Genomic DNA, 24,495 nt, shown 5'->3' on the forward strand with positions numbered 1-24,495 from the left:
GCCCATGATCAAATCCTTTCAGCACAAAGGCCTTCGAGGCTTCTATGAAACAGGTTCGACTCGCGGGATTCGTGCCGACCACGCAAAACGGCTGTCGCGCATACTGCAGTTCATGGATCGCGCTACGATTCCCGCAGATCTGGACCTTCCGGGTTGGCGCCTGCATCGATTGAAAGGTGAACTGACGGAGTACTGGTCGCTGAGCGTTTCAGGCAACTGGCGAGTGATCTTTCGTTTTGTCGGTTCGGATATCGAACTGGTCGATTATCTGGACTACCACTGACAGGAGGCAGGCTCATGCCCATGCACAACCCGCCACACCCCGGCGAAACACTGCTGATGGATGTTTTGCCCGAGCTTGGCATCAGCGTGACCGAATTGGCCCGACACTTGGGCTTCGCGCGCCCACATCTTTCCCGTGTATTACACGGACATGCGCCAATCAGTCCGGATCTGGCTGTGCGTCTTGAGCGTGCCGGCATTGGCAAGGCGCGTGTGTGGCTAGGCGTACAAACCGACTACGATCTGTGGCAAGCGGAGCATCGGGAGCAACCGGTTATCGAACTGATCGCTGTCCACGCCTGACACCTCCAGCCACTACAACTCCCCCGCCACTTTCACCCGCAAGGCCTTGCCGCCGATTTGCTCGACCAGCGTCAAGGCAAACTCCAGCGCAGCGCTGGAGCCTTGCGCGGTGACGCAGTTGCCATCGACCAGCACCGGTTGATCAACAAACGTACAGCCCGAGAGTTGATGACTGGCACTGGGCAGGCAGGTCATGCGTCGTTGACGCAGCACACCGAAGCTTTGCAGGGCGACGGCCGGGGATTCGGCGATGGCGGCGAACAGGCGTCCGGCGCTGGCCTGATCCTTGAGCAACTGTTGCAGCGGTTGATGCGCCGCCAGGTGCTGTGCGCCGACGGCGCCGCCGGGCAGGACGATCAGGTCGAAGGTTTGCGCCAGCACATCGACCAGCATGCCGTCGGCGGTCAGGCGCGTGCCACGCGCGCAAGTCAGCATGCGTCGTCCTTCAATACTGGCGGCGACCACTTCGATGCCGGCGCGGCGCAGCACGTCGATCAGGGTCACACTTTGCAGATCATCGATGCCCTCGGCGAGGGTAATCAGGGCTCTAAAGGTCATGGGCGCTATCCGCTGGGTGATACGTGAAGCGTAGTCAGCTTCACCCGGATCGCGCTGCAACAGCCGTTACTTGATGTAAATCTGGGTCGACATTGTATTGCGTGGCGCGTTGATCGAGGTGTTGCTGAAGGTGAAAGTGCCTTCCTGCTTGCCCGCCAGATCGAAGGTATAAAGAGAACCGACGGTTTTGTTGCCGGGAGTGCATTCGGTGAGGTTGCCGTTATCAAAGGCACACACCGGGGCTCGGGTGCCGTTCACTTCAAAACCGTCCAGTGCGACCTGGGGCTGGCTCTTGCCGTAGCCGACTTCGAGCACGTAAACCTTGATATTCGGTCCGCTGTGATTGCACTGGGTTTGCGTCTGCCCATCGCCGATGTCTTCAAGGCCGCAGGCAGGCGATTGCACCTTGATCACCTTCACTTGCGTCAACGGCGGTGCCGATGCCGCCCAGGCCGTCGACATCCCGGCCATCAGTGCGGCAATCAAACCCAAAACCTTTATCCAGCAACTGCTCATGCGCTTCCCGCCCCGAAAAAATCAGCGCGCAGTATGGCGCAGTTGGCTTCAAGGCAAAACTTCGCCGACGATCGACACCAACAACCGCCATATTCCTCACGCTGCTGGTATGATGCGCGGCTTTTTCCGGCCCACCACAATTTTTCAGGCGCTAGCGACGGTCTGTGCTTTGCTGTTGAGGTCGATACATTCACGGCGCCACGCGCGCCACGGGGAGCAGACATGCTGGAAAGGCTGTTTCAACTCAAGGCACACAACACCAACGTGCGCACCGAGATTCTGGCGGGCATCACGACTTTCTTGGCCATGGCCTACATTCTGTTCGTCAACCCGAGCATTCTCGGTGAGACCGGCATGGACAAGGGTGCGGTGTTTGTCGCCACCTGTCTGGCCGCCGCGATCGGTTCGACGATCATGGGCCTGATCGCCAATTACCCGATTGCCCTCGCTCCGGGCATGGGCCTGAACGCCTTCTTCACCTACACCGTGGTCTTGCACATGGGCCACACCTGGCAAGTGGCGCTGGGCGCGGTATTCATCTCGGCGGTGTGCTTCTTTCTGCTGTCGATCTTCCGCATCCGTGAATGGATCATCAACAGCATCCCGCTGCCACTGCGCTCGGCCATTGCCGCCGGTATCGGCCTGTTCCTGGCACTGATCGCCCTGCACAACGCTGGCATCGTGGTCAGCAACCCGGCGACCATGGTCGGCCTCGGTGACCTGAAACAACCGGCACCGATCCTCGCCACCCTCGGTTTCGCCCTGATCGTTGCCCTCGAAGCGCTGAAAGTGCGCGGTGCGGTACTGATCGGCATTCTGGCCGTGACCATCACTTCCATCGCGATGGGCTTCACCCCGTTCAACGGCGTAACCTCGATGCCACCTTCGCTGGCGCCGACCTTTATGCAGCTGGACATCAAAGGCGCACTGGACATCGGTCTGGTCAGCGTGATTTTCGCCTTCCTGTTCGTCGACCTTTTTGACAACTCCGGCACCCTGATCGGCGTTGCCAAGCGTGCCGGCCTGATGGGCAAGGACGGCCACATGCCGAAAATGGGCCGCGCACTGATCGCCGACAGCACCGCGGCCATGGCCGGTTCGTTGCTGGGTACGTCGACCACCACCAGTTACATCGAATCTGCTGCCGGCGTGAGTGCGGGCGGGCGTACCGGTTTGACCGCCATCGTCGTGGCGATTCTGTTCCTGCTGGCACTGTTCTTCTCGCCACTGGCGGCCAGCGTTCCGGCCTTCGCCACTGCACCAGCGCTGCTGTTCGTCGCCGTGTTGATGACGTCGGGCCTGGCGGAAATAGACTGGGACGACATCACTGTCGCCGCGCCGGTCGTGGTGACCGCGCTGGCCATGCCGTTCACTTACTCGATTGCCAACGGCATCGCGTTCGGCTTCATCGCCTGGACCGTGATCAAGTTGCTGTCCGGCCGCGCTCGTGAGCTGAACCCGGCGCTGGTGATTCTGTCGATTCTGTTTGTGATCAAGTTGGGTTGGTTCAACGCATGACTTTCGATTCCCAGGCTTACGCCGAGCAACTTGAAGCCAAGGTCACGCGTTTGCGTGACCTGCTGGCGCCGTTCGATGCCCCCGAGCCGACCGTTTTCGACTCGCCGCTACAGAACTTCCGTCTGCGCGCCGAATTCCGCCTGTGGCGCGAGGGCGGCGATCGGCATTACGCGATGTTCGCTCAAGACGACAAGCGCACACCGATCCTCATTGAAGAGTTCCCGATTGCCAGCCTGCGCATCAACCAGTTGATGCCGCAGTTGAAGGCCGCGTGGCAAGCCAGCTCGGCGCTGAGCCACAAGCTGTTTCAGGTGGAATTTCTGACCACGCTGTCCGGCGATGCGATGATCACCCTGTGCTATCACCGTCCGCTGGACGAACACTGGCACGCGGCAGCCACCAAGCTATCTGCGGATCTCGGCGTCAGCATCATCGGTCGCTCGAAGGGCAAACGCGAAGTGCTTGGCCTCGATTACGTGGTCGAGAAACTCGAAGTCGGCGGTCGCACCTTCAGCTATCGCCAGCCGGAAGGCGCGTTCACCCAGCCAAACGGCACGGTGAACCAGAAGATGCTGAACTGGGCGTACGAGGCATTGGGCGATCGCAGCGACGATCTGCTCGAGCTGTACTGCGGCAACGGCAACTTCACCCTGCCGCTCGCTACCCGCGTGCGCAAAGTGCTGGCCACCGAAATCAGCAAGACCTCGGTCAACGCTGCATTGAGCAACCTCAGCGAAAACGCTGTGGATAACGTCACTCTGGTGCGTTTGTCTGCCGAAGAACTGACCGAAGCGCTCAACGAAGTGCGCCCGTTCCGTCGCCTGCAAGGCATCGACCTGAAGAGCTATGAGTTCGGCAGCGTCTTCGTCGACCCGCCGCGCGCCGGCATGGACCCGGACACCTGCGAGCTGACCCGGCGTTTCGACAACATCCTGTACATCTCCTGCAACCCGGAAACCCTGGCGGCCAACATCGCCCAGTTGCACGACACGCACCGCATTACGAAATGCGCGTTGTTCGACCAGTTCCCGTGGACGCATCACATGGAATCGGGTGTGTTGCTGACCCGGCGCTAAGTGCAGAGGCCGGATACGAAAAAGCCGTCGTGATTGACGGCTTTTTTGTGCGCGTTCACTAAGCGGGATCGACCTTACGCGGACGCCCGCCCTTTTTGCCATTCGCCCGCGCGGCTGCAGACTTTGCCGCGCTGCTCTGGCGGCCGTTGCGCGAAGCAACGGCAGAAGCGGCCATGGCTAATAGTGATGGGCTCGCCGAAATCATCCCGGAAATGGAAACGTCGAGGTCTTTACCCTCGTGACAAAGCGCAGTACCCGCGAAGCCGACTGTCAGGTTTTCATAATCCTCTGCATTGAATCCGTCGAACTCTGGATAACGATCCACCGGTAGCAACACACCGCTGCCGTCTTCAAAACGGATGATCAGGGATGGTTTCTCAAAGGTTACGGAGACAGCCTGCAAGCTATTCGTTCGGCGTGCTTGCCCTTGCTGGATGGCGACGTCGATCATCTCCTCCGTGAGGGGACGACGTGCGGATGGCTTAGCTTTGATGACTTTCATAAATCGATTTCCACTCCTTCCAATGCGTCTATCAATGTCAGAAGAGTTTTGCCCTCGTCTGGCAGATAACGCGCCGATCCCACTCTGTATGTCGTGTCAGTGACGAGTTTCATCCCCAACACTTCGTTTGAATGGCTGTCCCACAATTGATTGTCGAGACAGACAGTTTGCAATTTCGACCACCAGATCCCGCGTGCTCGTCGCAGATGAGCAGGCTGCTCAAGGGATCGACACAAGCCTTCCAGCACGGCCAAGGGTGGTCGACGAGAAAGCGGCACGACGTCCCAAAGCTCAATATCGTTGTGCCAGAAACTGAACTGTAATCGGGCACTCCAACTGCCCGCATTCACGTGAACGTGTGGTGGGCAATGTTCATCTCGCAGCATGATGACAATCGACAATCCTTTGTAGCTGCACACCTTCATGCTAACCCATCCGTTAGGTTAAAAAGTTTCAGGATTCGAGATTCCTTTCAAATCCGACGACTGGTGATCAAGCACGTGACGTTTCACCGCTTTTGAGGCTAGCGTCGGAACGGGTCATGAGTCGGTCAATCTCCGGTAAAAAACGTAAGCAAAGCTGTCGTCATATCTCGATCAATATTGCTTCTGTGCGATCACCGAACATAAAAAGCCACGTCCATTTTTGATCAATTGACCATGGTAACCATCTAGTACATTTTATCTCCACAGGCTGAAACCCTCGGCCAAAGCCAAAAACAATAAGTGGAGTTACCCCTCATGCCCCCTATCGTTCTGGTGCTCAACGGCCCGAACCTGAACCTGCTTGGCACTCGCGAGCCGGCGACTTACGGTCACGAAACCCTGGCGGACATCTCGGCTCTGTGCGGTCGTGCGGCTGAAGAATTCGGCCTGGCCGTGGAGTTTCGCCAGACCAACCACGAAGGCGAACTGCTCGACTGGATTCACGCCGCCCGTGGCCGTTGCGCCGGAATCGTGATCAACCCGGCGGCGTGGACGCACACTTCGGTGGCGATTCGCGATGCGCTGGTAGCCAGTGAATTGCCGGTGATCGAAGTGCACCTGTCCAATGTCCACGCCCGCGAACCATTTCGTCATCACTCGTTTGTCTCGGCGATTGCCACAGCGGTAATGGCCGGGTTTGGCAGTCATGGCTATCGCCTGGCGTTGGAACATTTCAGCCAGCGGTTGAAGGGGTAACGCGCATGTCTCGCTCAAACGTAATACTCGCCGGGCTGATCGGCGCCGGCATTCAGGCCTCGCGCACTCCCGCGCTGCATGAGCACGAAGGTGATGCCCAAGGCCTGCGCTACCTCTATCGATTGATCGATCTCGATCAACTGAAAATGGACAACACCGCCCTGCCCGACCTGCTGCTGGCGGCCGAGCGGATGAACTACACCGGGCTTAACATTACCTTCCCGTGCAAGCAGGCGATCATCCCGCTGCTCGATGAACTGTCGCCGGAAGCCAAAGGCATCGGCGCGGTGAACACGGTGGTACTGAAGGACGGCAAGCGTGTCGGTCACAACACCGACTGCCTCGGTTTCGCTGAGGGTTTTCGCCGTGGCCTGAAGGACGCTGCCCGTGAGCGAGTAGTCCAGATGGGTGCCGGCGGCGCGGGTGCAGCAGTGGCCCACGCCCTGTTGAGCGAAGGCGTACAGCAACTGAGTATTTTCGACGTCGACCGTGAGCGCGCCGAAAGCCTGGCGAACAATCTCAATGAGCATTTCGGCTTTGGCCGCGCGGTGGCCGGGCATGATCTGCCGAGCACGCTGAATGAAGCGGACGGGCTGGTGAATACCACGCCGATGGGCATGGCCAAACTGCCGGGCATGCCGGTGCCGGTCGAACTGTTGCGCAAGGAATTGTGGGTGGCGGAGATTGTGTACTTCCCGCTGGAAACCGAACTCCTGCGCAATGCCCGCGCGCTGGGTTGCCGGACGCTGGATGGCGGCAATATGGCGGTGTTTCAGGCGGTGAAGGCGTTTGAGTTGTTCAGTGGCGTGGTGCCGGATGCGCAGCGGATGCTGGCGCATTTTCAAAGCATGAATGGCTAAAAACCTGTGGGAGCGAGCCTGCTCGCGAAGGCGTACCTTCAGTCAACCTATTTACTGACTGACACACCGCTTTCGCGAGCAGGCTTGCTCCCACAGGGACGGTGTCAGGCTTGCAGGTAGCGCAACACCGATTCGCAGATCATCTCGCGATGCCGCTGCTTGATGCTTTCATCCGGCAGATCGATCTGAAAAATCTCGCCAAATGTGTGCCGGTTCGACACGCGATAGAAGCAGAACGAACTGATCAACAAATGCACATCCAGCGCATCCAGACCCGCGCGGAACACACCCTCTTCAGCACCCCGACGCAGAATCTCGCCGAGTGAATCAAGAATGGTGTTGTTCATCGCCTTGATCGCATCGGAACGCTTCACGTATTCAGCGTTGTGGATGTTTTCGATGCTGACGATGCGCACGAAATCGACGTTGCGGTCGTGGTGATCGAAAGTGAACTCAACCAGTCGCCGAATCGCCTCCACCGGCGCCAATTCGGCCAGGTGCAGACGGTTTTCGGTGCTGCGGATGTCGCCGTAAAGCTTTTCCAGCACCTCGACGTACAACTGCTCCTTACTGCCGAAGTAGTAATAGATCATGCGTTTGGAGGTGTGGATGCGCTCGGCGATCGCGTCGACGCGGGCACCGGACAAGCCTTGCTGGACGAACTCGACGATCGCCTCCTGCAGGATGTTCTCGCGGGTCTTTTCCGGGTTGTTCTTGCGACTCTTGCGCGGCTCTACAGCGGACACTTCAGGAGCTGCGGAAAGTTCTGTATTCATCGTCATTGCGGGCTCACGGCCATCACTGCACAGGCGGCGATTATGGGCCGCGCAGCACAGTGAAGGAAGCCGCGCGGCCCGTGTTTAATCCCGCGTTTACGAATTTCCTACAACTTCGCCTGGCGCACCGCGCCACTGCGTGATTTGGCCATCGCCGCCAGACGCACCGCGACGTTCGCCGCGCCGTAACCGGCATAGCCATTCTTGCGCTGGATGATCTCGAAGAAGAAACGCCCTTCGAACGGCTCGGTGTAGACGTGGAACAGCTCGCCGCCCTGCGCGTCACGGTCGTAAAGGACGTTGTAATACGCCAGCTCGCTGAGGAACTCATCATCGAAATCGAAGCGCGCGGCGAGGTCGTCGTAATAGTTCAGCGGGATATCCAGCAACGGCACACCGGCCTCTTTGGCGCGACTGACTTCGGCGAAGATGTCATCACAATCGAAGGCGATGTGATGCACACCGGAGCCGCGATAACTCGACAGCGCGTGGGAGATGGCGGTGTTGCGGTTCTCGGAGATGTTCAACGGCAAGCGGATCGAACTGTCGCGGCTGCGCAGTGCGCGGCTCTTCACCAGACCGTAAGGGTCCGGCAGTACCACTTCATCGTCCGCTTCGAAATCCAGCAGGCTCTTATAGAACAGCACCCAACTGTCGAGGCTGTCGGCCGGCAGCGCCATGGCCATGTGGTCGATGCGCTTGAGACCGCCGCGTGCCGGCGCATCTGCCAGCAGATTGAAATCGGTGCCGTAGACATCAGCCTGTTCATCCACCAGATAAATCAGGCTGCCGTCCGGCGCGCGCACCGCCGCCAGTTCCAGTTCGTTGGGGCCGACCAGTCCACGATAGGGCTGACCTTTGTAAGCGACGGCGCGGGCCAAGGCACTGGCGCTGTCCTTGACTCGCACGGCGGTGGCGCACAGCGACGGGCCGTGAGCCTCGAAAAAGCTGTGAGCAAACGAATACGGTTCGGAGTTGAGGATCAGGTTGATATCGCCCTGACGCAGCAAGCTCACGCTCTTGGAACGATGCTGCCCGGCCTTGACGAACCCGAGGCGCTCCAGCCAGTTCGACAGCTTGGCGCCGAGGCTTTCATCGACGGCGAACTCAAGAAACTCGATGCCGTTGTACTCACTGGCCTTCGGTGTTTCGAAAAGGATTTCGCGATTGGCCACAGGTTTGGTTTCCTGCTCCAGACGCTGGCGGGTCTTCTCTTCCAGATACAGCAGCGAGCGCAAACCGTCGGCGGCATTGGCCCGTGGTGGCGCGGCGCGGAAGCCGTCGTTGAAGATTTCCAGCGACAGCGGCCCGGTGTAACCGCTCTGGATAATCGGCGCGAGGAACCCCGGCAAATCGAACTCGCCCTGCCCAGGGAAGCAGCGGAAATGCCGGCTCCACTCCAGCACATCCATCTGCAGAATCGGCGCGTCGGCCATCTGCACAAAGAAGATCTTGTCGCCGGGAATATCGGCGATGGCGCTTGGATCACCCTTCAGCGACAAGGTGTGAAAGCTGTCGAGCAACACACCGAGGCTTGGGTGATCGGCCTGACGCACGATGTCCCAGACCTGTTGATAAGTATTCACGTGACGGCCCCACGCCAGCGCCTCATAACCAATGCGCAAGCCGCGCGCACCGGCACGCTCGGCCAGCACGCGCAGGTCATCGACTAGAATTTGTTGATCGCCGACGCTGTCGGCCGAGGCATTGCTGCAGACCAGCACCAGATCGGTGCCCAGTTCCTGCATCAGGTCGAACTTGCGTTCGGCCCGCTCCAGATTGCGCGCCAGGCGATCGCGGCGGCAGCCTTCGAAATCGCGGAACGGCTGAAACAGCGTGATGGCGATGCCGAGATCGGCGCACATCTGTTTAATTTCCCGCGGACTGCCGTCGTAGTACAGGAGGTCGTTTTCAAAAATCTCCACCCCGTCGAACCCGGCGGCGGCAATGGCTTCGAGTTTTTCCGGCAGGGTGCCGCTCAAGGAAACGGTGGCAATGGAACGCTGCATGTTTCAACTCCCGGACTGCGCCGCTTTATCTTTACTGTAGGAGCTGCCGAAGGCTGCGATCGTTTGATCTTTATTCGTGAAAACAGAATCAAAAGATCGCAGCCTGCGGCAGCTCCTACATGGGATGGTTTTTATAGTAGGGAAATTATTGGCTGCATCGATCGCGGCAGCAATTTAAAGTGTACTACCCGGTTAGTTTTGCGTGCGATTATCGAACACAATGGCGGTTTGGCGAATTGACGATTTTTCGTCCACTGCCCAACATCGACCGCACATTGAGTCCGGATCTGAACCACCGGTCGCAGCGTGCAAAGTAAAAAGCACACCAAATAACAAATCCAAAAACGGGTGGAACACATGATTCCTTCACAGACTTCCCGCATCGCTCCGGCCATGAGCACTGCCACGGGTGGCATTGGCGACAAGATCCGCGGCGCCATGGCCGTCGGCAAGACCCGTTGGGGCATGCTGGCGCTGGTGTTTTTCGCCACGACCCTGAACTACATCGACCGCGCCGCCCTCGGCGTCATGCAGCCAATCCTTGCCAAGGAAATGAGCTGGACGGCGATGGATTACGCCAACATCAACTTCTGGTTTCAGGTCGGCTACGCGATCGGTTTCGTCCTGCAGGGACGCTTGATCGACCGGGTCGGCGTCAAACGCGTGTTCTTCTGCGCCGTACTGCTCTGGAGCCTGGCCACTGGTGCCCACGGCCTGGCGACTTCGGCTGTTGGTTTCATGGTCTGCCGGTTCATCCTCGGTCTGACTGAAGCGGCGAACTACCCGGCCTGCGTGAAAACCACGCGCCTGTGGTTCCCGGCCGGCGAACGTGCGGTTGCCACCGGCATCTTCAACGCCGGCACCAACGTCGGTGCGATGTTCACGCCAATGCTGCTGCCACTGGTCCTGCACGTCTGGGGCTGGCAAGCGGCGTTCCTGTGCATGTCGGCACTGGGCGGCATCTGGCTGTTGTTCTGGGGTTTGAAGTACTTCAACCCGGAAGATCACCCGAGTGTTAAGCAGTCCGAGCTGGACTACATCCAGCAAGAAGTCGAACCGGAACAGGCCCGCGTACCGTTCTCGAAGATTCTGCGGATGCGCGGTACCTGGGCCTTCGCCCTCGCCTACTCGCTGACCGCGCCGGTGTTCTGGTTCTACCTGTATTGGCTGCCGCCGTTTCTCAATCAGCAATACAACCTGGGCATCAACGTCACCCAGATGGGCATTCCGCTGATCATCATCTACGTCACGGCTGACTTCGGTAGCGTCGGCGGCGGGATTCTGTCTTCGTTCCTGATCGGTCGCGGCATGAACTCGATCAAGGCGCGGCTGCTGTCGATGTTCCTGTTTGCCTGCTGCATCATCGGTGTGGTCATGGCGGCCGGTTCAGCCAATCTGTGGGTGGCGGTGGCGGCGATTTCCCTGGCGATCGGCGCGCATCAGGCCTGGACGGCGAACATCTGGAGCCTGGTGATGGACTACACGCCCAAGCACATGATGAGCACGGTGTTTGGTTTCGGCGGCATGTGCGCGGCGATTGGCGGGATGTTCATGACCCAGATCGTCGGCCACATCCTCACCGTCACCAACAACAACTACACCGTGTTGTTCACGCTGATTCCGGCGATGTACTTCATTGCGCTGACCTGGATGTACTTCATGGCACCGCGCAAGATTCCTACCCTCACCGAATAACCTGCCTACACAACGCTACCTGTAGGAGTGAGCCTGCTCGCGATGGCGGTGTGTCAGTCAATAACTTCATCGACTGACACACCGCCATCGCGAGCAGGCTCACTCCTACAAGGTTTTGCGTAACCTACTCAGCGGCGGCTCTGCTGCCACGCTGCCGCCAGTCCGCTGCAACAGATCACCGCAATGCCGATCACCGTCAACAGACTCGGCGTGTGATTGAACAGCAGCCAACCCAACAACCCCGCAAACACGATCTGGCAATAACCGAACGGCGCCAGCAGCGCCGGTGCGGCATGGCGGAACGCCTGGGTCAGAAACAGATGCGCAGTCATCCCGCAACTGCCCAGCGCCAGCATCAGCCCGGCGTGGGTCAGCGTCGGCACCTGCCAGAAGAACGGCACCAGCGCACTCATCACCAGCGTGTTGCACAACCCGGCGAAGAAGTTGCTGGTGGTCGGGCTATCGACTTCAGCAAGCTTGCGCGTGAGCAATTGATAGAAGCAGAAAAACAGCGCCGAACAGAACGGCAGCAACACCGCCGGTGTGAACAACTCACCGCCGGGATGGACGATGATCAGCACACCGATAAAGCCGCAGATCACCGCGATCCATTGTCCGCGTGTCACTCGTTCCTTGAGCAGTGGCACTGATAATGCCGTCACCAAAACCGGCGCGAGAAAGTTGACTGCGGTGGCCTCCGCCAACGGGATGTACAGCAGCGCCGTGGTGAAAAACAGGCTGGTGCCGAGCAGGCAAAGTGCTCGGGTCAACTGCCACAAAGGCTTCTTGGTCCGCAGGACGCGCAACCCGGATTGCGGCAGAAAAATCCCCGCCATCAGCAGTGTGTGCACCAGATAACGTGCCCAGACCACCATCACGATCGGATAGAAACCGGACAGGTATTTCGACAACGCGTCGTGACTGGAAAACAGGAAGGTTGCCACGACAATCAGCAAGATCCCCTTGAAGGGTTGGTTGACTCCGGAGAGCGGGGTGCTGACGGTCATTGGATTTCCTTGTGTTGCCAAAAAGATCAAAAACCTTCGCAGGAAAGTCTCGCCGCCACAGGAACAACACGGTCACTGTGGCAGCGGGCTTGCCCACGATAGGTGCGCAGCACCGCTTAAAGCCGCGCCAATAATTCCCGGGTTCTGTCGATCGCCATCTGCGCTCGCTCTAATCCGCTTACGCCCTGCTCGAGCAGTTTCACCGTGGGAATTTCCAGACTCAGTGGAATATTAGTCGGCAGCGCTTTCAACAACCCGAGCAGATCGCAATCGCCCTCGCCGGGAAACCGCCGCTCGTTGCGCGCCTGACGCAAGATCTCGGCCATGTCTGACGGTCTCGGCCCCGCCACATCACATAATTGTGCATAGCGCAGCCTCGACGGCGACACTGTTTGCAGATCCTCAAGCCGTGAAGCCGAACGATCAAAGTGGAATGCATCAACCAGCACCGCAGCGTTTTCCCGATCAGCGTTTTCGACAATTCGCAGCGCTTGTTCGAAGTTGCGCGCATCGGTCCAGGGCATGAACTCCAGATGCGGGTGCAACCCGTAAGGCTTGGCCAGATCGCAAAGCGCCGAAAAGTTATCGGTAAGCCGCGGCTCGTCAGGATCGTTACCGGCGACGAGTAATTCCGTGGCGCCAAATTCCGCGCCCACTGTCAGAAGTTTCTCGAAATCGGCGACGACGGTCTGCGGTTTCAAACGCAGGATTTCCACGTCGAGCACACGGATGCCGGTATCGCGCAGGCGCTGCAAAGTCTGACGGCGCAATTCAGCATCAGCGACCAACGGGAAATGATGCTCCTCGGGCGTCGCCGGCTCCAGACGCACGCCGACATGACTGTAACCGGCGCGCGCGGCCACTTCGACCATTTGCGGCGGCGACAACTCCAGTACCGTAAGGCTGGCCAAGGAGAGGATTCTTTCGCTCATGTTCAAGCCTCGATCAATGCAGGGGCGCAGGCACGGCCGGTAGCGGCAGCCTCGCGAATGGCTTCAATCAGCGCAAGGGTGCGGGCGGCATCGGCAGCGCTGACCTGCGGCTCGACTTCACGCCGCGCCACACGTACGAAATGCTGTAACTGCAAGCGTAAAGCGTCGTCACCGCTGTAGGACTCTTCGACCATCAACAAGGGTTCATGCCAACCGGCGTCGACCTGATCAGCGGCGTAATGCCAACGCTTGAGTTGCGGAATGCTCAAAGCGCCAGCGGTCCCGGCCAGCAGATAACAGGGCTGATCGGCCTGGCGCGGATACACCGGGTTCTCACCGGAACCCAGCTCCCAACTCCACGGCGCCGCCACTGCATCGGACCCGCTCAGGGTTCCCAAGGTGCCACCTTCGAATTGCAGCAACACCGCCGCGCTGTCTTGATTGGCGAAACCGCGTACGGCGTTGTCGGTAATCGCTTGCACCGAGCGCACTTCACCGCACAGATGCCGTAGCAGATCGAGGTCGTGAATCAGATTGGTCAGCAACATCCCGGCGCCCGGTTCGCGGCGCCACGGGATCTCGAAGTAACTGTCGGGTTTGCGCAACTGGAACAGTGCGGTCACCGTGGTCAGCCGCCCGAGCGCCCCGCGCTGCACTAATTCATGAGCGCGAACGATCAGCGGATTGTGGCGCCGATGATGGCCGACCAGCACCGGCACCCCGCTGCGTTTGACCGCTGCCACCAGTTCGCGCACTTCATCCAGATGCACGCCTACCGGTTTTTCCAGCAACACCGGCACACCCGCCGCCAGGCAATCGAGCGCTGTGCTGACGTGTTGATTATTCGGATTGGCGACGATGACCGCGTCTGGCCGGATGAGCTCAAGCATCTGACGATGATCGGCGAAATGCCTGACGCCCCATTCAGCCGCAAGCGCTGCGGCTTGCGGCCCGGGATCAGCCACTGCGCACAGCGTCGCTTCGCTGAGGGTTTGCAGATGCCGATAATGTTGCTGGCCCATATTGCCGGCGCCGATCAGGGCGATTCGAAGGGGCGAATTCAAGGTGCGGTCCTTTTGTGATTGTTCTCGGAATAACACTCCGCAAACAATTTAGAACCGTGTTCCAGAATCAAACACCCATCCATCCTGAAACCGTGCGAACACCGCACAACTTCGTGGACAACAAAAAATCCCCTGTAGAAGTGAGCCTGCTCGCGATCACGGTGTGTCAGCCAACATTAATGCCAACTGATACACCGCGATCGCGAGCAGGCTCACTCCTACAAGGGCACTGTGTGAATTCGGATTAGATAAACAGCTCTGAGGCCAGGCTTGCCGCAGATAACTCTTCGGTGAATGTCAGCAACAACGGCGCCAGTTCATGCAAGCGCGCCCCCGGCATCCGCGCACTGGGCCCGGCGATACTGAGCACGCCGATCACCCGCCCATCCGTTGGATGCCTCACCACCGCCGCAATCGCCGAAGTCCCCACTGCCGAACTCTCTTCGACACAGGCATAGCCCTGTTCACGGGCCAGGCGCAGCCGTTCCAGCAACTCGATATTGGAGCGCGGCGCATTCGGCCCGATCCCCACCGGCACCTCCGCCGCCTGCCGCTCGACCAGTGACAACGCCTCGGCGTCACTCATGCACGCCAGCCACGCATGCCCGGACGCGGTGTAGAACAGCGGCGCATCGCGGCCCATGTCCGGGTCGTAACGCAGACCCGTGCGCGCGCCCTGTGCCTTGGCAATCCAGGTCTGGCGCTCGCCATCGATCACGCCCAAACGCACCAGTTCACCGGTTTCCTGCGCCAGTCGGTCGAGTACCGGCTGGACGATGTCGGCACCGCTGCTCGACAAGTATTGAAAGCCCATCGCCACCAGTTTGGTCGACAAGTGATAACGCAAGGTTTCCGGATTCTGCCGCACGTAGCCCAAACGGATCAGCTCGGCGAGCAGACGGTGTGTCGCGCTTTTTGGAATATCCAGTTGCTCGGCCAGCGTCTGCATCGGCAGCCCGCGCGAATCACTGGTAAGGCTTTCCAGCACGCTGAAAACCCGTTCGATTTGACTGCCGGCCATGGGGATATCCAAAGGAAATTTTGCCGATTCTAGAAGACATCCGCGGTAAAGCGAAATCTGGAACCGTCTGTTCGATAAACGCCCGCTTTGTTGAATCAAGGCTTGTCGATCGACTTCCGCACTGGGTATTTTCTGGAATCAAATTCCAAAAATAATTAACCGCTGGAGCGTTGCTTTCATGTCTGCCGAACTCCCTGATATCGACTGCGACGTATTGGTCGTCGGTTCTGGCGCCGCCGGGTTGTCGGCCGCCGTCACCGCCGCGTGGCATGGCTTGAAAGTCATCGTCGTCGAAAAGGATCCGGTGTTCGGTGGCGCCACCGCATGGTCGGGTGGCTGGGCGTGGGTGCCGTGCAATCCGCTGGCCCGTCGGGCCGGCATCGTCGAAGACATCGAACAACCGCGCACCTATTTGCGCCATGAACTGGGCGAGCACTTTGACCCGGCGATGATCGACGCCTTCCTTGAAGCGGGGCCGCGCATGGTCGCGTTTTTCGAGCAGCACACCGCCCTGCAATTTGCTGACGGCAACGCCATTGCCGACATTCATGGCGACACGCCAGGGGCCGGCACCGGTGGTCGCTCGGTTATCGCAGCGCCTTACGACGGACGCAAAGTCGGACGCTTGCTCAGGCGCCTTCGTACCACCCTGCGCGAAACGTCCTTCATGGGCATGCCGATCATGGCCGGGGCGGATCTGTCAGCATTCCTCAATCTGACGCGGTCGCTGAAAGCGGCATGGCATGTGACCTGGCGCTTTACTCGACACCTGTTCGACCTCGCCGTGCATGGCCGGGCGATGCAACTGGTCAACGGCGTGGCGCTGGTGGCAAGGCTGGCGAAGTCCGCCGAAGACCTTGGCGTTCTGCTCTGGGAATCGGCGCCTGTGACGGAACTGCTGCGTGATGGCTCGCGCGTCTCGGGGGCTGTGGTCAACACAGGCAAAGGCCCGATCCGCATTCATGCACGCAAAGCCGTGGTGCTCGCCGCTGGTGGTTTTGCCAATGACATCGAGCGGCGCAAAGCCCTGTTTCCGCGCACGCCGACCGGTCACGAGCATTGGGCGCTACCACCGCTGGCCGTCAACGGCGATGGTTTGCGCCTGGGCGAAAGCGTCGGTGCACGGGTCAATACCGATGTAGCTTCGCCCGTCGCGTGGGCGCCGGTATCGCAAGTGCCACATTCCGACGGCAGCACCGGCCACTTCCCACACATCATCGAGCGCGGCAAACCCGGGATCATCGGCGTGCTGCGCAACGGCCAGCGTTTCGTCAACGAAGCCAACGGTTATTACGACTACGTCAGCGCCATGGTCGCTGCTGCGCCGGAAGGTGAAGAAGTCGCCTCGTGGCTGATCTGCACGCGCGCCTTTCAACGGCGTTATGGACTGGGCATATCGCGGCCGTTTCCGCTGCCAGTGTCAGAATTTATCCGCAGCGGCTATCTGAAAACCGGTAACACCGTCGAAGAATTGGCCCTCGCCTGCGGCATCGACCCGAGCGGCTTGCGCCAGACTGTGGATAACTACAATCGCCATGCCCGTCACGGCGAAGACCCGCTGTTCGGTCGCGGCGCAACACCCTACAACCGCAAACAGGGTGATCCGGCGAACCTTCCCAACCCCTGCGTTGCCCCAATAGACAGCGGCCCGTTTTATGCCGTGAAAGTCCAACCCGGATGCTTCGGCACCTTCGCCGGACTCAAGGTCAACCGCCACGCGCAAGTGCTGGACGCCCACCAACAGCCCATCGCCGGCCTCTACGCAGCCGGTGGCGACATGGCCAGCATCATGGGCGGCCACTACCCGGCGGGCGGTATCAACATCGGCCCCGCGCTGACTTTCGGTTACATCGCCGCCCGGCACATTGCCGGCATGACTGCTTTCGAACAGGAGATCGACCATGCAGCACATCGTTAATGCCCAAGGTTTGAACATGCCGAAACTCGGCCTCGGTACCTGGCCAATGCTCGGCGACGAATGCACTCGCGCCGTGGAGCAAGCACTGGAACTGGGTTATCGACACATCGACACGGCAGCGGCCTACAACAACGAAGACGCGGTCGGACAAGCACTGGCGAATACCCCGACACCGCGCGAGCAGATTCACGTCACCACCAAGGTCTGGTGGGATCAGCTGCAACCCGACGCGATGCGCCATTCCATGGACCGCAGCCTTACCGCTTTGCGCAGCGACTACGTCGACCTGTTCATGATCCACTGGCCGACCACCGACTGGGATTTGCCAAGCACCCTCGCCACGTTGGCCTCGTTCAAGGAGCAAGGCCTGGCGCGCAACATCGGCGTAGCGAATTTTCCGCTGCCGTTGCTGCGCAAAGTCGTCGAGGAATACGGCATCGGTCTGTCAGCGATTCAGGTCGAGTACCACGTCCTGCTCGGCCAAAACGCCCTGCTCGACTACGCCCGGCAACACGATATGACGCTGACGGCCTACACCCCGCTGGCGCGTAACAAGGTGTCGGACATCCCGCAGATCCAACAGATCGCCGAAAAACATAACGTGTTACCAACGCAAGTCGCACTCAAGTGGCTGCTCGAGCAGGCCAGCGTCGCAGCGATTCCCAAGGCCAGCAGTCGGGCCAATCAACTGGCCAACCTACAGGCGTTGAATGTCGACCTGGACCCGGCAGACCGGGCGCTTATCGCCGGTTTGTCGAAACGCGAACGCCAGGTCAATCCGGCGTTTGCCCCCGTGTGGGACGAATTCGATAACTGACGAGGAAAATGGTCGACTTCTCTCATTTCCGGGCAAACGTCTTACGTGTTCTTACAGATCTGTCCTGCACGCTTTTTCCGCTGCGGTTATTCATAGGGCCGGCGATAAACGCCCAATCAACCTATGAGAGAAATCGATCATGTTATGGAACAAGGCAAAACGCAGCGAAAACGTAAACGACCAACGAAAGGACAAGGATGTCCGTAGCCCGACAGGGAAAATCCTTGCCGCCGGCCTGGTTGCCTCCGTGCTGGGCGTTTCGGCGACATTTTGGGCCGACATTGAAAAAGCATTCGGCCCGGAAGCCGCAGTGATCGCCAAGGTACAAACGGAGGCGGCCATCCAGCTCCAGCTTCAGATCCATGATGACCCGCATCGCGTCTTCGTCGAGTCCATCCTGGGAAGCAGCGAAGAAGTCTGGACTGAACTGTTTGCGCAACTGGGCAAACAGTATCAGCCGCCAGCACTGGTTCTGTTTGATGAAAAAGTCGCGACGGGCTGCGGGCCACAGCGCCCGAATGAAATGGGCTTGTTTTACTGCCCTGAGGACAAAACGATCTACATCAATCTCGAAACACTGGGAGAAGTGGCCGTCCAGTCCTCAACCGTCAGCGACTTTGCTCAGGCCTATGCGATCATTCACGAGGTCGGGCACCATATTCAGAACGAAACCGGGGTGCTCACACGCCTTGAGCAAGCCCAGGCGCAGGGTCAAAAATATCCCGGAGCGGACGGGCTGAGTGTTCGTCTGGAGTTGCAAGCCGATTGTCTGGCAGGCGTCTGGGCGCGGCACGCGCAAGAGCGCTTCAAATGGCTGGAACCCGGAGACATTGATGAAGCGCTGACGGCCGCGTCCATGGCCGGTGATGACTACTTGATGCGCAAGGCGAATAGCACCGTCAACCCGAAGGAGTTCGCTCACGGCACCTCCGAGCAACGCATCAAATGGTTCAATACCGGTTTCAATGACGCTGAGGGCGACTGCAGGACCTTTGACGGCGCGCAGTTATAGTCCGTGACAACAGCGTGAATCAATGCCACACCAGTGATCGAACTGTCAGTCCAATCCCAATGTCTGACGACCGGACTGGCGCCACTCTCGCACAGCAGCAACACTCATCACCACGTTACTCTCCACCGGATAAGAAGAGGATTCCCACATGCTATGGAAAAAAGGCCGACGCAGTGACAACGTCGTCGATGCCCGTGGTGATGATGCCGGCGGCGGTGGCGGCATGCGCTTCGGCGGTGGCAAAGGTCTGAGCCTGGGCGCGATTCTGCTGATCGTCGGGATTGGCTGGATCACCGGGCAAGACCCGTTGCAGATTCTCGGTCAGCTCGCCGGGCAATCAGGCCAGCAAGCCGCGCCCACCTCACAAACCCGTCAGGCGCCGCCGGCCAACGATGAGCAAGCCGAATTCGTCCGCTCGATCCTCGGCGATACCGAAGATACCTGGGGCTCGATTTTCCAACAGGCTGGTCGCCAATATAAGGACCCGACCCTGGTGCTGTTCAGCAATCGGGTCAATTCCGCCTGCGGTCTGGCCACCTCGGCCACCGGCCCTTTCTATTGCCCCGCCGACCAGAAGGTCTATCTGGACATGGCGTTCTTCCAGGAAATGTCGCAACGCTTCAAAGCCGCCGGAGACTTCGCTCAGGCCTACGTGATCGCGCATGAAGTCGGACACCATGTGCAGACGCTTCTTGGCGTCTCGGCGAAAATTCAGACAGCCCGCCAGCAAGGCCGGCAGATGGAAGGCGACGGCGGTTTGCTGGTGCGTCAGGAACTGCAGGCCGACTGCCTCGCTGGCGTCTGGGCCTACAGTGCGCAGAAGCGTTTGAACTGGCTGGAACCGGGCGACATCGAAGAAGCCTTGAACGCGGCCAACGCCATCGGTGATGATCGTCTGCAGCAACAGGGTCAGGGCCGTGTGGTGCCGGACTCGTTTACCCACGGTACGTCGGCGCAAAGGGTGCGCTGGTTCAAAACCGGATTCGCGCAGGGCCAGGTCGGCCAGTGCGACACCTTCGCGGCGAAAAACCTGTAAATGCATAAATGGCTATTGGCGTTACTGATCGTTGGCAGCACCGCGCAAGCTGCCGGTGTCGATGCGATCAGCCCCGGTCGTTTGCAACTCAAGGCCGGGGAAATGGCGGTGGGCATCGGCCCCGCACCGGAGAAAATCGAGCGCGTGCTGATCGTCATTCATGGCCGCTTGCGCAACGCCGAGACCTACCGCAAAAGCGCCGAGAGTGCGGCCGAACTGGCAGGACAAAGTGCTCACACCCTGGTGATTGCGCCGCAGTTTCTCAATGAAAGCGATGTGGCCTTATATTCGCTGCCGCCGACACTGCTGCGCTGGCAAGGCAACGAGTGGATGGGCGGCGGTTTATCCACAGGGCCGAACCCGTTGAGTTCCTACGCCGCGCTCGATGAGATCGTCGGACGGATCAGCGATCGCAAACAGTTTCCGGACGTGAAGCAGATCGTGATCTTCGGCCACTCTGGCGGCGGCCAGGTGGTGCAGCGCTATGCCCTGCTCGCCAAGGACCAGCCGGCGCTGAAAGCCAACGGTATTCGCTTGCGCTATGTCGTGGCCAATCCGTCTTCTTATGCCTACTTCAATGAACAACGGCCGGTGGCGTTCGATCACGCCAAATGCGCGGGTTTCAATCGCTGGAAGTACGGTCTGTCAGACATGCCGGTCTATGCCGGTGGGCAAACGCCGTTGCAGCTTGAGAGCAGTTACATCAAACGCGAGGTGATTTATCTGCTTGGGCAGCAGGACACCGACCCCAAGCATCCGGCGCTGGACAAGGGTTGTGAAGCCGAGGCGCAGGGTGCGTATCGCCTGGAGCGTGGGAAGTTGTACTTCGGCTATTTGCTGCGTCGGCACCCGGAAGGGGTGAATCAGCGGTTGGTGGAAGTGCCCGGGGTTGGGCATAACGGCGATGGGATGCTGACCTCGCCGGAGGGGCAAAAGGCGTTGTTCGAATAAGTTTTGTGCTGATTGATCTGACGCCATCGCGAGCAGGCTCACTCCTACAGGGGAACGCATTCCAATTGTAGGAGTGAGCCTGCTCGCGATGAGGCCCGCTAAAGCACCCAAGATTTCAGGCCAGCAGCATCCGCCGCAACTCGACACAATCCTTCGCATGCCAATCGGTCAACTCGGGCCACGGGTTATCCGGCAAATTCACCAACACCGTCCGCGCCCCCGCCGCCCGCCCGCAATCCAGATCAAAGCGGTAATCACCGACCATCACCATCTCGCTCGCCGGTACTTCCCAAGCGTCTGCCAGCTTCAGCAAACCACCCGGATGCGGCTTCGGCGGTGCTTCATCGCGGCCCAGCACATCGTCCACCGCGAAACAGTCGGCCAGGCCGATCGCCTCCAGCGTCACATGCGCCAGCTCCCGCGCATTGCGGGTCAAGATGCCGAGGCGATAACCGCGCGCATGCAGATCACGCACCAACTCCACCGCACCGGTCGCCGGGGTCGAACCCAGCGCCAGATCGCGCTCGTGCTCCAGCAACCAAGCATGTTTCGCCGCTGCCTCATCCGCCGGCAGCGCCGCAAGATGAGTGAGGATGTCGTCCTCCGGCGGAATCGCCAGCGCCACGCGAATCGCCGCAAAATCATGCACGGCGACGGTCAGCGTGCCGTCCATGTCGAACACCCAGTGCTTCACCTCTTTCAGGCTCATGCCCAATCCTTGCGATGGCGGATCAAGCCTTCCTGCGTCACCGAAGCGACCAGTTGCCCGGCGCGGTTGTATACGCTGCCACGGGAGAAACCACGGGAATTGCCGGCCCACGGGCTGTCCATCGCGTAGAGCAACCAGTCATCGGCGCGCAGATCGTTGTGGAACCACAGCGCGTGATCAAGGCTGGCGACCTGCATATCTTTCTGCCACACCGATTTGCCGTGGGGCAGCATCGAGGTCGTCAGCAAACCGAAGTCCGAGGCGTATGCCAGCAGGTATTTGTGCAGCGCCGGGATGTCGGCCAATGCGCCGTCGGCGCGGAACCACACGTATTTCACCGGATCGGCCGGTTGCGGGTTGTACGGGTCTTTTTCGGTGACCGGGCGCACTTCGATCGGTTTCGGGCACAGCAGCTTTTCACGCATGTGCTCGGGGATCAGGTGTGCGCGTTGCTGGGTCAATTCCAGCTCCGACGGCAGGTTTTCCGGGCCGACCACCTGGGGCATCTGGCTCTGGTGTTCAAACCCTGCCTCGTCGTATTGAAACGATGCGCTGCAGGTGAAGATCGGATGGCCCTTCTGGATCGCCGTCACCCGGCGGGTACTGAAGCTGCCGCCATCGCGCACGCGATCAACCGAATAAACCACCGGCAACTTGGCATCGCCCGGACGCAGGAAGTAGCCGTGCATCGAATGCACATGGCGCGCCTCTTCAACCGTCTGACTGGCCGCCGACAGCGACTGGCCGAGTACCTGACCACCAAACAACTGACGAAAACCCAGATCCTGGCTACGGCCACGGAACAGGTTTTCTTCGATCGGTTCCAGGGTCAGCAAGTCGACCAGATCTTCCAACACTTGGCTCATTCAGACTCTCCTCACACAAAGCACTATGCCGCGCAGTCTTGGCTGCGGCGGCCGATTCAGATTCTGGCGCGGGCCAATGATATGGCGGCCATTGTAAACGTCCGTGTCGGCTTATCCATGCAAGGTTTGCAGCCATTGTTCCCGGGTGATGCGGTACAGCACATGCCGGCGTAACGGATGATCGACGGCAAGCTTGGGATGATCGAAATCATCTTGCGGGGCGTGATGCATGCCAATCGCCTGCATGACTTTCTCCGACGGCAGATTGGATTGCGCAGTGAAGGAGACGATTTCCTTCAAGGCCAATCGATCAAAGCCGCAACGCAGAGCAGTCCACGCCGCCTCACTGGCGTAGCCAAGGCCCCAATGCTCCTTGGCCAGGCGCCAGCCGATTTCCACTGCCGGAGTGAACGGCGCATCGAAACCGACCACGCCGAGCCCGGTGAAACCGATGAATTCACCGCTGTCCTTGCGCTCCAGCGCCCACAGGCCAAAACCGTGCTCAGCAAAATGCCCGCGAATCCGACCGATCAGCGACGCGCTTTCCAGACGGCTCAACGCTGCCGGAAAATAGCGCATCACCTGAGGATCGGCGCACATCGCGGCAAATGCCGGCAAATCCTCGTCCTGCCACTGACGCATCAGCAAGCGCGCGCTTTCGAGTTCCAGTATCGGCTCCATCGTGCCCCTCCGTTTCCATGCCGCAAGTCTACATCGCTGGTAGGATCCTTCACTCTTTCCTACGTTCCTACATGAAACCGCCATGCCACTGCCGCTGATCTACCACGAAGACTACAGCCCCGAGTTTCCGGCGGATCACCGCTTCCCGATGGACAAGTTTCGTTTGCTGCGCGATCACCTGGTCGGCAGCGGTCTGACCCGCGATGCCGACCTGCTGCGCCCGGAGATCTGCCCCAACGACATCCTCGCCCTCGCCCATGACCGTGCGTATATCGAACGCTACATGAGCGGCGAGTTGTCCCGCGAAGACCAGCGGCGTCTTGGCCTGCCATGGAACGAAGCCTTGGCGCGGCGCACGGTGCGCGCGGTCGGCGGATCGATTCTGGCGGCGGAAAAAGCCTTGGAACACGGCTTGGCCTGCCACTTGGCCGGCGGCACTCACCATGCGCATTACGACTATCCGGCAGGATTCTGCATCTTCAATGACCTGGCGATCATCAGCCATTACCTGCTGCAAAGCGGTCGGGTCAATCGCGTGTTGATCTTCGATTGCGATGTGCATCAGGGCGACGGCACCGCGCGGATCCTGCATGACACGCCGGAGGCGATTACCGTTTCCCTGCACTGCGAGAAGAATTTTCCTGCACGCAAAGCGCAAAGTGACTGGGACATTCCACTGCCAAAAGGCATGGGCGATGCTGATTATTTGAAAGTGGTCGACGATACGCTCAACTACTTGCTGCCGCTGTACCAACCGGATCTGGTGCTGTACGACGCCGGTGTCGATGTGCACAAGGACGATGCCCTCGGCTATCTGCAACTGACCGACGAAGGCGTCTCCGCCCGCGATGAAAGCGTGATGCGCCATTGCCTGGGCCGCGACATTCCGGTGATGGGCGTGATCGGCGGCGGCTACAGCAAGGACCGCCACGCCCTCGCCCGCCGCCACGGCATCCTCCATCACAGCGCGCAGCGGGTCTGGCGTTCACACGGTTGTCATTGAGTTGTGCTGCGTTACCCACAATGGCTGTGGAACTGCCTGTGGATAACCTGAGTGAAAGGGACTACAGGCCATACCGCTTATGGCCTGCAGCGCACTGATCATTTTTCAACCAACATTCTGAGCCAACACAAATCCTGTAGGAGTGAGCCTGCTCGCGATAGCGTCAGCACCTTCAACATTAACTTGGCTGACACACCGCTAT

General features: G+C 59.6%; 26 protein-coding genes. 13 read left to right on the forward strand and 13 right to left on the reverse strand.

All coding sequences use genetic code 11. From position 1 onward, the window contains the following. Positions 1 to 4 precede the first annotated feature (4 nt). Together AC5SEM_RS21695 and AC5SEM_RS21700 are read left to right on the forward strand one after the other, a co-directional pair. Positions 5 to 283, forward strand: coding sequence for a type II toxin-antitoxin system RelE/ParE family toxin (locus AC5SEM_RS21695; RefSeq protein WP_371043363.1), 279 nt, complete (start codon positions 5 to 7; stop codon positions 281 to 283). A gap of 14 nt (positions 284 to 297) precedes the next feature. Then, positions 298 to 585 (forward strand): HigA family addiction module antitoxin, encoded by a 288-nt coding sequence (locus AC5SEM_RS21700; protein WP_095048728.1) that lies wholly within the window; start codon positions 298 to 300, stop codon positions 583 to 585. 12 nt (positions 586 to 597) lie between these two features. Here AC5SEM_RS21700 and AC5SEM_RS21705 read toward each other — a convergent pair whose 3' ends face one another. Together AC5SEM_RS21705 and AC5SEM_RS21710 are read right to left on the reverse strand one after the other, a co-directional pair. After that, positions 598 to 1,143 carry a DJ-1 family glyoxalase III gene (locus AC5SEM_RS21705; RefSeq protein WP_116029817.1) on the reverse strand — a complete coding sequence of 182 codons (546 nt, stop codon included), beginning with the start codon at positions 1,141 to 1,143 and terminating at the stop codon, positions 598 to 600. A gap of 66 nt (positions 1,144 to 1,209) precedes the next feature. Then, positions 1,210 to 1,659: a DUF4879 domain-containing protein gene (locus AC5SEM_RS21710; protein ID WP_077574626.1), complete on the reverse strand. Its 450-nt coding sequence runs from the start codon at positions 1,657 to 1,659 to the stop codon at positions 1,210 to 1,212. Between the two features lie 222 nt (positions 1,660 to 1,881). Between AC5SEM_RS21710 and AC5SEM_RS21715 the strand changes: the two genes are divergently transcribed. Next, positions 1,882 to 3,177 (forward strand): NCS2 family permease, encoded by a 1,296-nt coding sequence (locus AC5SEM_RS21715; RefSeq protein ID WP_077574627.1) that lies wholly within the window; start codon positions 1,882 to 1,884, stop codon positions 3,175 to 3,177. Beyond that, entirely contained in the window at positions 3,174 to 4,253 is a 1,080-nt protein-coding gene (gene trmA, locus AC5SEM_RS21720; RefSeq protein WP_077574628.1) for a tRNA (uridine(54)-C5)-methyltransferase TrmA, read from the forward strand. Before AC5SEM_RS21715 ends, trmA begins: the two co-directional genes overlap by 4 nt. Before the next feature lie 58 nt (positions 4,254 to 4,311). Here the strand turns inward: trmA and AC5SEM_RS21725 are convergent, their stop codons facing one another. Further along, on the reverse strand, positions 4,312 to 4,755 hold the full coding sequence (locus tag AC5SEM_RS21725; protein WP_064392336.1) for a DUF2442 domain-containing protein: 444 nt from the start codon (positions 4,753 to 4,755) through the stop codon (positions 4,312 to 4,314). Then, entirely contained in the window at positions 4,752 to 5,180 is a 429-nt protein-coding gene (locus AC5SEM_RS21730; RefSeq protein WP_064392335.1) for a hypothetical protein, read from the reverse strand. The genes AC5SEM_RS21725 and AC5SEM_RS21730 overlap by 4 nt, the downstream gene beginning before the upstream one ends. Before the next feature lie 315 nt (positions 5,181 to 5,495). Between AC5SEM_RS21730 and aroQ the strand changes: the two genes are divergently transcribed. Continuing rightward, entirely contained in the window at positions 5,496 to 5,936 is a 441-nt protein-coding gene (aroQ, locus tag AC5SEM_RS21735) for a type II 3-dehydroquinate dehydratase (protein ID WP_008084592.1), read from the forward strand. A gap of 5 nt (positions 5,937 to 5,941) precedes the next feature. Further along, the gene (locus AC5SEM_RS21740; RefSeq protein WP_123593189.1) at positions 5,942 to 6,796 is read left to right on the forward strand and encodes a shikimate dehydrogenase; all 855 of its coding nucleotides are present in this window, start codon (positions 5,942 to 5,944) and stop codon (positions 6,794 to 6,796) included. Between the two features lie 104 nt (positions 6,797 to 6,900). On the opposite strand, the gene AC5SEM_RS21745 is transcribed toward AC5SEM_RS21740, so the two are convergent. Both AC5SEM_RS21745 and quiC read right to left on the reverse strand, forming a co-directional pair. Beyond that, positions 6,901 to 7,578 carry a TetR/AcrR family transcriptional regulator gene (locus AC5SEM_RS21745; RefSeq protein WP_016986169.1) on the reverse strand — a complete coding sequence of 226 codons (678 nt, stop codon included), beginning with the start codon at positions 7,576 to 7,578 and terminating at the stop codon, positions 6,901 to 6,903. Between the two features lie 101 nt (positions 7,579 to 7,679). After that, positions 7,680 to 9,581 (reverse strand): 3-dehydroshikimate dehydratase QuiC, encoded by a 1,902-nt coding sequence (gene quiC / locus AC5SEM_RS21750; protein WP_495471241.1) that lies wholly within the window; start codon positions 9,579 to 9,581, stop codon positions 7,680 to 7,682. A 357-nt stretch (positions 9,582 to 9,938) separates the two neighbouring features. On the opposite strand from quiC, the gene AC5SEM_RS21755 reads away from it, so the two are divergent. Continuing rightward, a complete protein-coding gene (locus tag AC5SEM_RS21755; RefSeq protein ID WP_495471242.1) occupies positions 9,939 to 11,276 on the forward strand; it encodes an MFS transporter in 1,338 nt (445 codons plus the stop codon). Between the two features lie 128 nt (positions 11,277 to 11,404). On the opposite strand, the gene AC5SEM_RS21760 is transcribed toward AC5SEM_RS21755, so the two are convergent. The 4 genes from AC5SEM_RS21760 to AC5SEM_RS21775 form a co-directional block, all read right to left on the reverse strand. After that, positions 11,405 to 12,283, reverse strand: coding sequence for a DMT family transporter (locus AC5SEM_RS21760; RefSeq protein ID WP_038361795.1), 879 nt, complete (start codon positions 12,281 to 12,283; stop codon positions 11,405 to 11,407). 116 nt (positions 12,284 to 12,399) lie between these two features. Beyond that, positions 12,400 to 13,215, reverse strand: a complete 816-nt coding sequence (locus tag AC5SEM_RS21765; RefSeq protein ID WP_495471243.1) for a sugar phosphate isomerase/epimerase family protein — start codon at positions 13,213 to 13,215, stop codon at positions 12,400 to 12,402. A 2-nt stretch (positions 13,216 to 13,217) separates the two neighbouring features. Then, the gene (locus AC5SEM_RS21770) at positions 13,218 to 14,279 is read right to left on the reverse strand and encodes a Gfo/Idh/MocA family protein (protein WP_495471244.1); all 1,062 of its coding nucleotides are present in this window, start codon (positions 14,277 to 14,279) and stop codon (positions 13,218 to 13,220) included. 244 nt (positions 14,280 to 14,523) lie between these two features. Next, positions 14,524 to 15,300 carry an IclR family transcriptional regulator gene (locus tag AC5SEM_RS21775; RefSeq protein WP_495471245.1) on the reverse strand — a complete coding sequence of 259 codons (777 nt, stop codon included), beginning with the start codon at positions 15,298 to 15,300 and terminating at the stop codon, positions 14,524 to 14,526. Positions 15,301 to 15,478: 178 nt separating this feature from the next. Between AC5SEM_RS21775 and AC5SEM_RS21780 the strand changes: the two genes are divergently transcribed. The 5 genes from AC5SEM_RS21780 to AC5SEM_RS21800 all read left to right on the forward strand — a co-directional run bounded on the left by AC5SEM_RS21780 (position 15,479) and on the right by AC5SEM_RS21800 (position 21,034). After that, complete coding sequence (locus AC5SEM_RS21780) at positions 15,479 to 17,218, forward strand: FAD-dependent oxidoreductase (RefSeq protein ID WP_495471246.1); 1,740 nt, start codon at positions 15,479 to 15,481, stop codon at positions 17,216 to 17,218. Beyond that, entirely contained in the window at positions 17,202 to 18,035 is an 834-nt protein-coding gene (locus AC5SEM_RS21785) for an aldo/keto reductase (RefSeq protein ID WP_495471247.1), read from the forward strand. The genes AC5SEM_RS21780 and AC5SEM_RS21785 overlap by 17 nt, the downstream gene beginning before the upstream one ends. A 139-nt stretch (positions 18,036 to 18,174) precedes the next feature. Continuing rightward, entirely contained in the window at positions 18,175 to 19,047 is an 873-nt protein-coding gene (gene ypfJ / locus AC5SEM_RS21790) for a KPN_02809 family neutral zinc metallopeptidase (protein ID WP_137216676.1), read from the forward strand. 148 nt (positions 19,048 to 19,195) lie between these two features. Further along, positions 19,196 to 20,083: a KPN_02809 family neutral zinc metallopeptidase gene (ypfJ, locus tag AC5SEM_RS21795; RefSeq protein WP_495471248.1), complete on the forward strand. Its 888-nt coding sequence runs from the start codon at positions 19,196 to 19,198 to the stop codon at positions 20,081 to 20,083. Continuing rightward, complete coding sequence (locus AC5SEM_RS21800; RefSeq protein WP_495471249.1) at positions 20,084 to 21,034, forward strand: alpha/beta fold hydrolase; 951 nt, start codon at positions 20,084 to 20,086, stop codon at positions 21,032 to 21,034. A gap of 115 nt (positions 21,035 to 21,149) precedes the next feature. Here AC5SEM_RS21800 and AC5SEM_RS21805 read toward each other — a convergent pair whose 3' ends face one another. From AC5SEM_RS21805 to AC5SEM_RS21815, 3 genes are all read right to left on the reverse strand, one after another. Continuing rightward, positions 21,150 to 21,743 (reverse strand): HAD family hydrolase, encoded by a 594-nt coding sequence (locus AC5SEM_RS21805; RefSeq protein WP_495471250.1) that lies wholly within the window; start codon positions 21,741 to 21,743, stop codon positions 21,150 to 21,152. Beyond that, entirely contained in the window at positions 21,740 to 22,609 is an 870-nt protein-coding gene (gene tesB / locus AC5SEM_RS21810; protein ID WP_495471251.1) for an acyl-CoA thioesterase II, read from the reverse strand. Before tesB ends, AC5SEM_RS21805 begins: the two co-directional genes overlap by 4 nt. 111 nt (positions 22,610 to 22,720) lie before the next feature. Continuing rightward, entirely contained in the window at positions 22,721 to 23,290 is a 570-nt protein-coding gene (locus tag AC5SEM_RS21815; protein WP_077574640.1) for a GNAT family N-acetyltransferase, read from the reverse strand. Positions 23,291 to 23,372: 82 nt separating this feature from the next. On the opposite strand from AC5SEM_RS21815, the gene AC5SEM_RS21820 reads away from it, so the two are divergent. Then, a complete protein-coding gene (locus tag AC5SEM_RS21820; RefSeq protein WP_495471252.1) occupies positions 23,373 to 24,293 on the forward strand; it encodes a histone deacetylase family protein in 921 nt (306 codons plus the stop codon). Positions 24,294 to 24,495 lie beyond the last annotated feature (202 nt).

Source organism: Pseudomonas sp. CH61 (assembly GCF_059429415.1).

What these genes read in the sequence shown, in the direction of transcription:
- quiC (WP_495471241.1), bottom strand. Translation starts at nt 9,581, where the DNA reads ATGCAGCGTTCCATTGCCACCGTTTCCTTGAGCGGCACCCTGCCGGAA.
- AC5SEM_RS21765 (WP_495471243.1), bottom strand. Translation starts at nt 13,215, where the DNA reads ATGAGCGAAAGAATCCTCTCCTTGGCCAGCCTTACGGTACTGGAGTTG.
- AC5SEM_RS21700 (WP_095048728.1), top strand. Translation starts at nt 298, where the DNA reads ATGCCCATGCACAACCCGCCACACCCCGGCGAAACACTGCTGATGGAT.
- AC5SEM_RS21715 (WP_077574627.1), top strand. Translation starts at nt 1,882, where the DNA reads ATGCTGGAAAGGCTGTTTCAACTCAAGGCACACAACACCAACGTGCGC.
- AC5SEM_RS21805 (WP_495471250.1), bottom strand. Translation starts at nt 21,743, where the DNA reads ATGAGCCTGAAAGAGGTGAAGCACTGGGTGTTCGACATGGACGGCACG.
- AC5SEM_RS21695 (WP_371043363.1), top strand. Translation starts at nt 5, where the DNA reads ATGATCAAATCCTTTCAGCACAAAGGCCTTCGAGGCTTCTATGAAACA.
- AC5SEM_RS21780 (WP_495471246.1), top strand. Translation starts at nt 15,479, where the DNA reads ATGTCTGCCGAACTCCCTGATATCGACTGCGACGTATTGGTCGTCGGT.
- AC5SEM_RS21710 (WP_077574626.1), bottom strand. Translation starts at nt 1,659, where the DNA reads ATGAGCAGTTGCTGGATAAAGGTTTTGGGTTTGATTGCCGCACTGATG.
- AC5SEM_RS21785 (WP_495471247.1), top strand. Translation starts at nt 17,202, where the DNA reads ATGCAGCACATCGTTAATGCCCAAGGTTTGAACATGCCGAAACTCGGC.
- AC5SEM_RS21730 (WP_064392335.1), bottom strand. Translation starts at nt 5,180, where the DNA reads ATGAAGGTGTGCAGCTACAAAGGATTGTCGATTGTCATCATGCTGCGA.
- AC5SEM_RS21755 (WP_495471242.1), top strand. Translation starts at nt 9,939, where the DNA reads ATGATTCCTTCACAGACTTCCCGCATCGCTCCGGCCATGAGCACTGCC.
- AC5SEM_RS21800 (WP_495471249.1), top strand. Translation starts at nt 20,084, where the DNA reads ATGCATAAATGGCTATTGGCGTTACTGATCGTTGGCAGCACCGCGCAA.
- ypfJ (WP_495471248.1), top strand. Translation starts at nt 19,196, where the DNA reads ATGCTATGGAAAAAAGGCCGACGCAGTGACAACGTCGTCGATGCCCGT.
- AC5SEM_RS21705 (WP_116029817.1), bottom strand. Translation starts at nt 1,143, where the DNA reads ATGACCTTTAGAGCCCTGATTACCCTCGCCGAGGGCATCGATGATCTG.
- AC5SEM_RS21775 (WP_495471245.1), bottom strand. Translation starts at nt 15,300, where the DNA reads ATGGCCGGCAGTCAAATCGAACGGGTTTTCAGCGTGCTGGAAAGCCTT.
- AC5SEM_RS21815 (WP_077574640.1), bottom strand. Translation starts at nt 23,290, where the DNA reads ATGGAGCCGATACTGGAACTCGAAAGCGCGCGCTTGCTGATGCGTCAG.
- AC5SEM_RS21725 (WP_064392336.1), bottom strand. Translation starts at nt 4,755, where the DNA reads ATGAAAGTCATCAAAGCTAAGCCATCCGCACGTCGTCCCCTCACGGAG.
- aroQ (WP_008084592.1), top strand. Translation starts at nt 5,496, where the DNA reads ATGCCCCCTATCGTTCTGGTGCTCAACGGCCCGAACCTGAACCTGCTT.
- AC5SEM_RS21820 (WP_495471252.1), top strand. Translation starts at nt 23,373, where the DNA reads ATGCCACTGCCGCTGATCTACCACGAAGACTACAGCCCCGAGTTTCCG.
- AC5SEM_RS21760 (WP_038361795.1), bottom strand. Translation starts at nt 12,283, where the DNA reads ATGACCGTCAGCACCCCGCTCTCCGGAGTCAACCAACCCTTCAAGGGG.
- AC5SEM_RS21740 (WP_123593189.1), top strand. Translation starts at nt 5,942, where the DNA reads ATGTCTCGCTCAAACGTAATACTCGCCGGGCTGATCGGCGCCGGCATT.
- AC5SEM_RS21745 (WP_016986169.1), bottom strand. Translation starts at nt 7,578, where the DNA reads ATGACGATGAATACAGAACTTTCCGCAGCTCCTGAAGTGTCCGCTGTA.
- trmA (WP_077574628.1), top strand. Translation starts at nt 3,174, where the DNA reads ATGACTTTCGATTCCCAGGCTTACGCCGAGCAACTTGAAGCCAAGGTC.
- ypfJ (WP_137216676.1), top strand. Translation starts at nt 18,175, where the DNA reads ATGTTATGGAACAAGGCAAAACGCAGCGAAAACGTAAACGACCAACGA.
- tesB (WP_495471251.1), bottom strand. Translation starts at nt 22,609, where the DNA reads ATGAGCCAAGTGTTGGAAGATCTGGTCGACTTGCTGACCCTGGAACCG.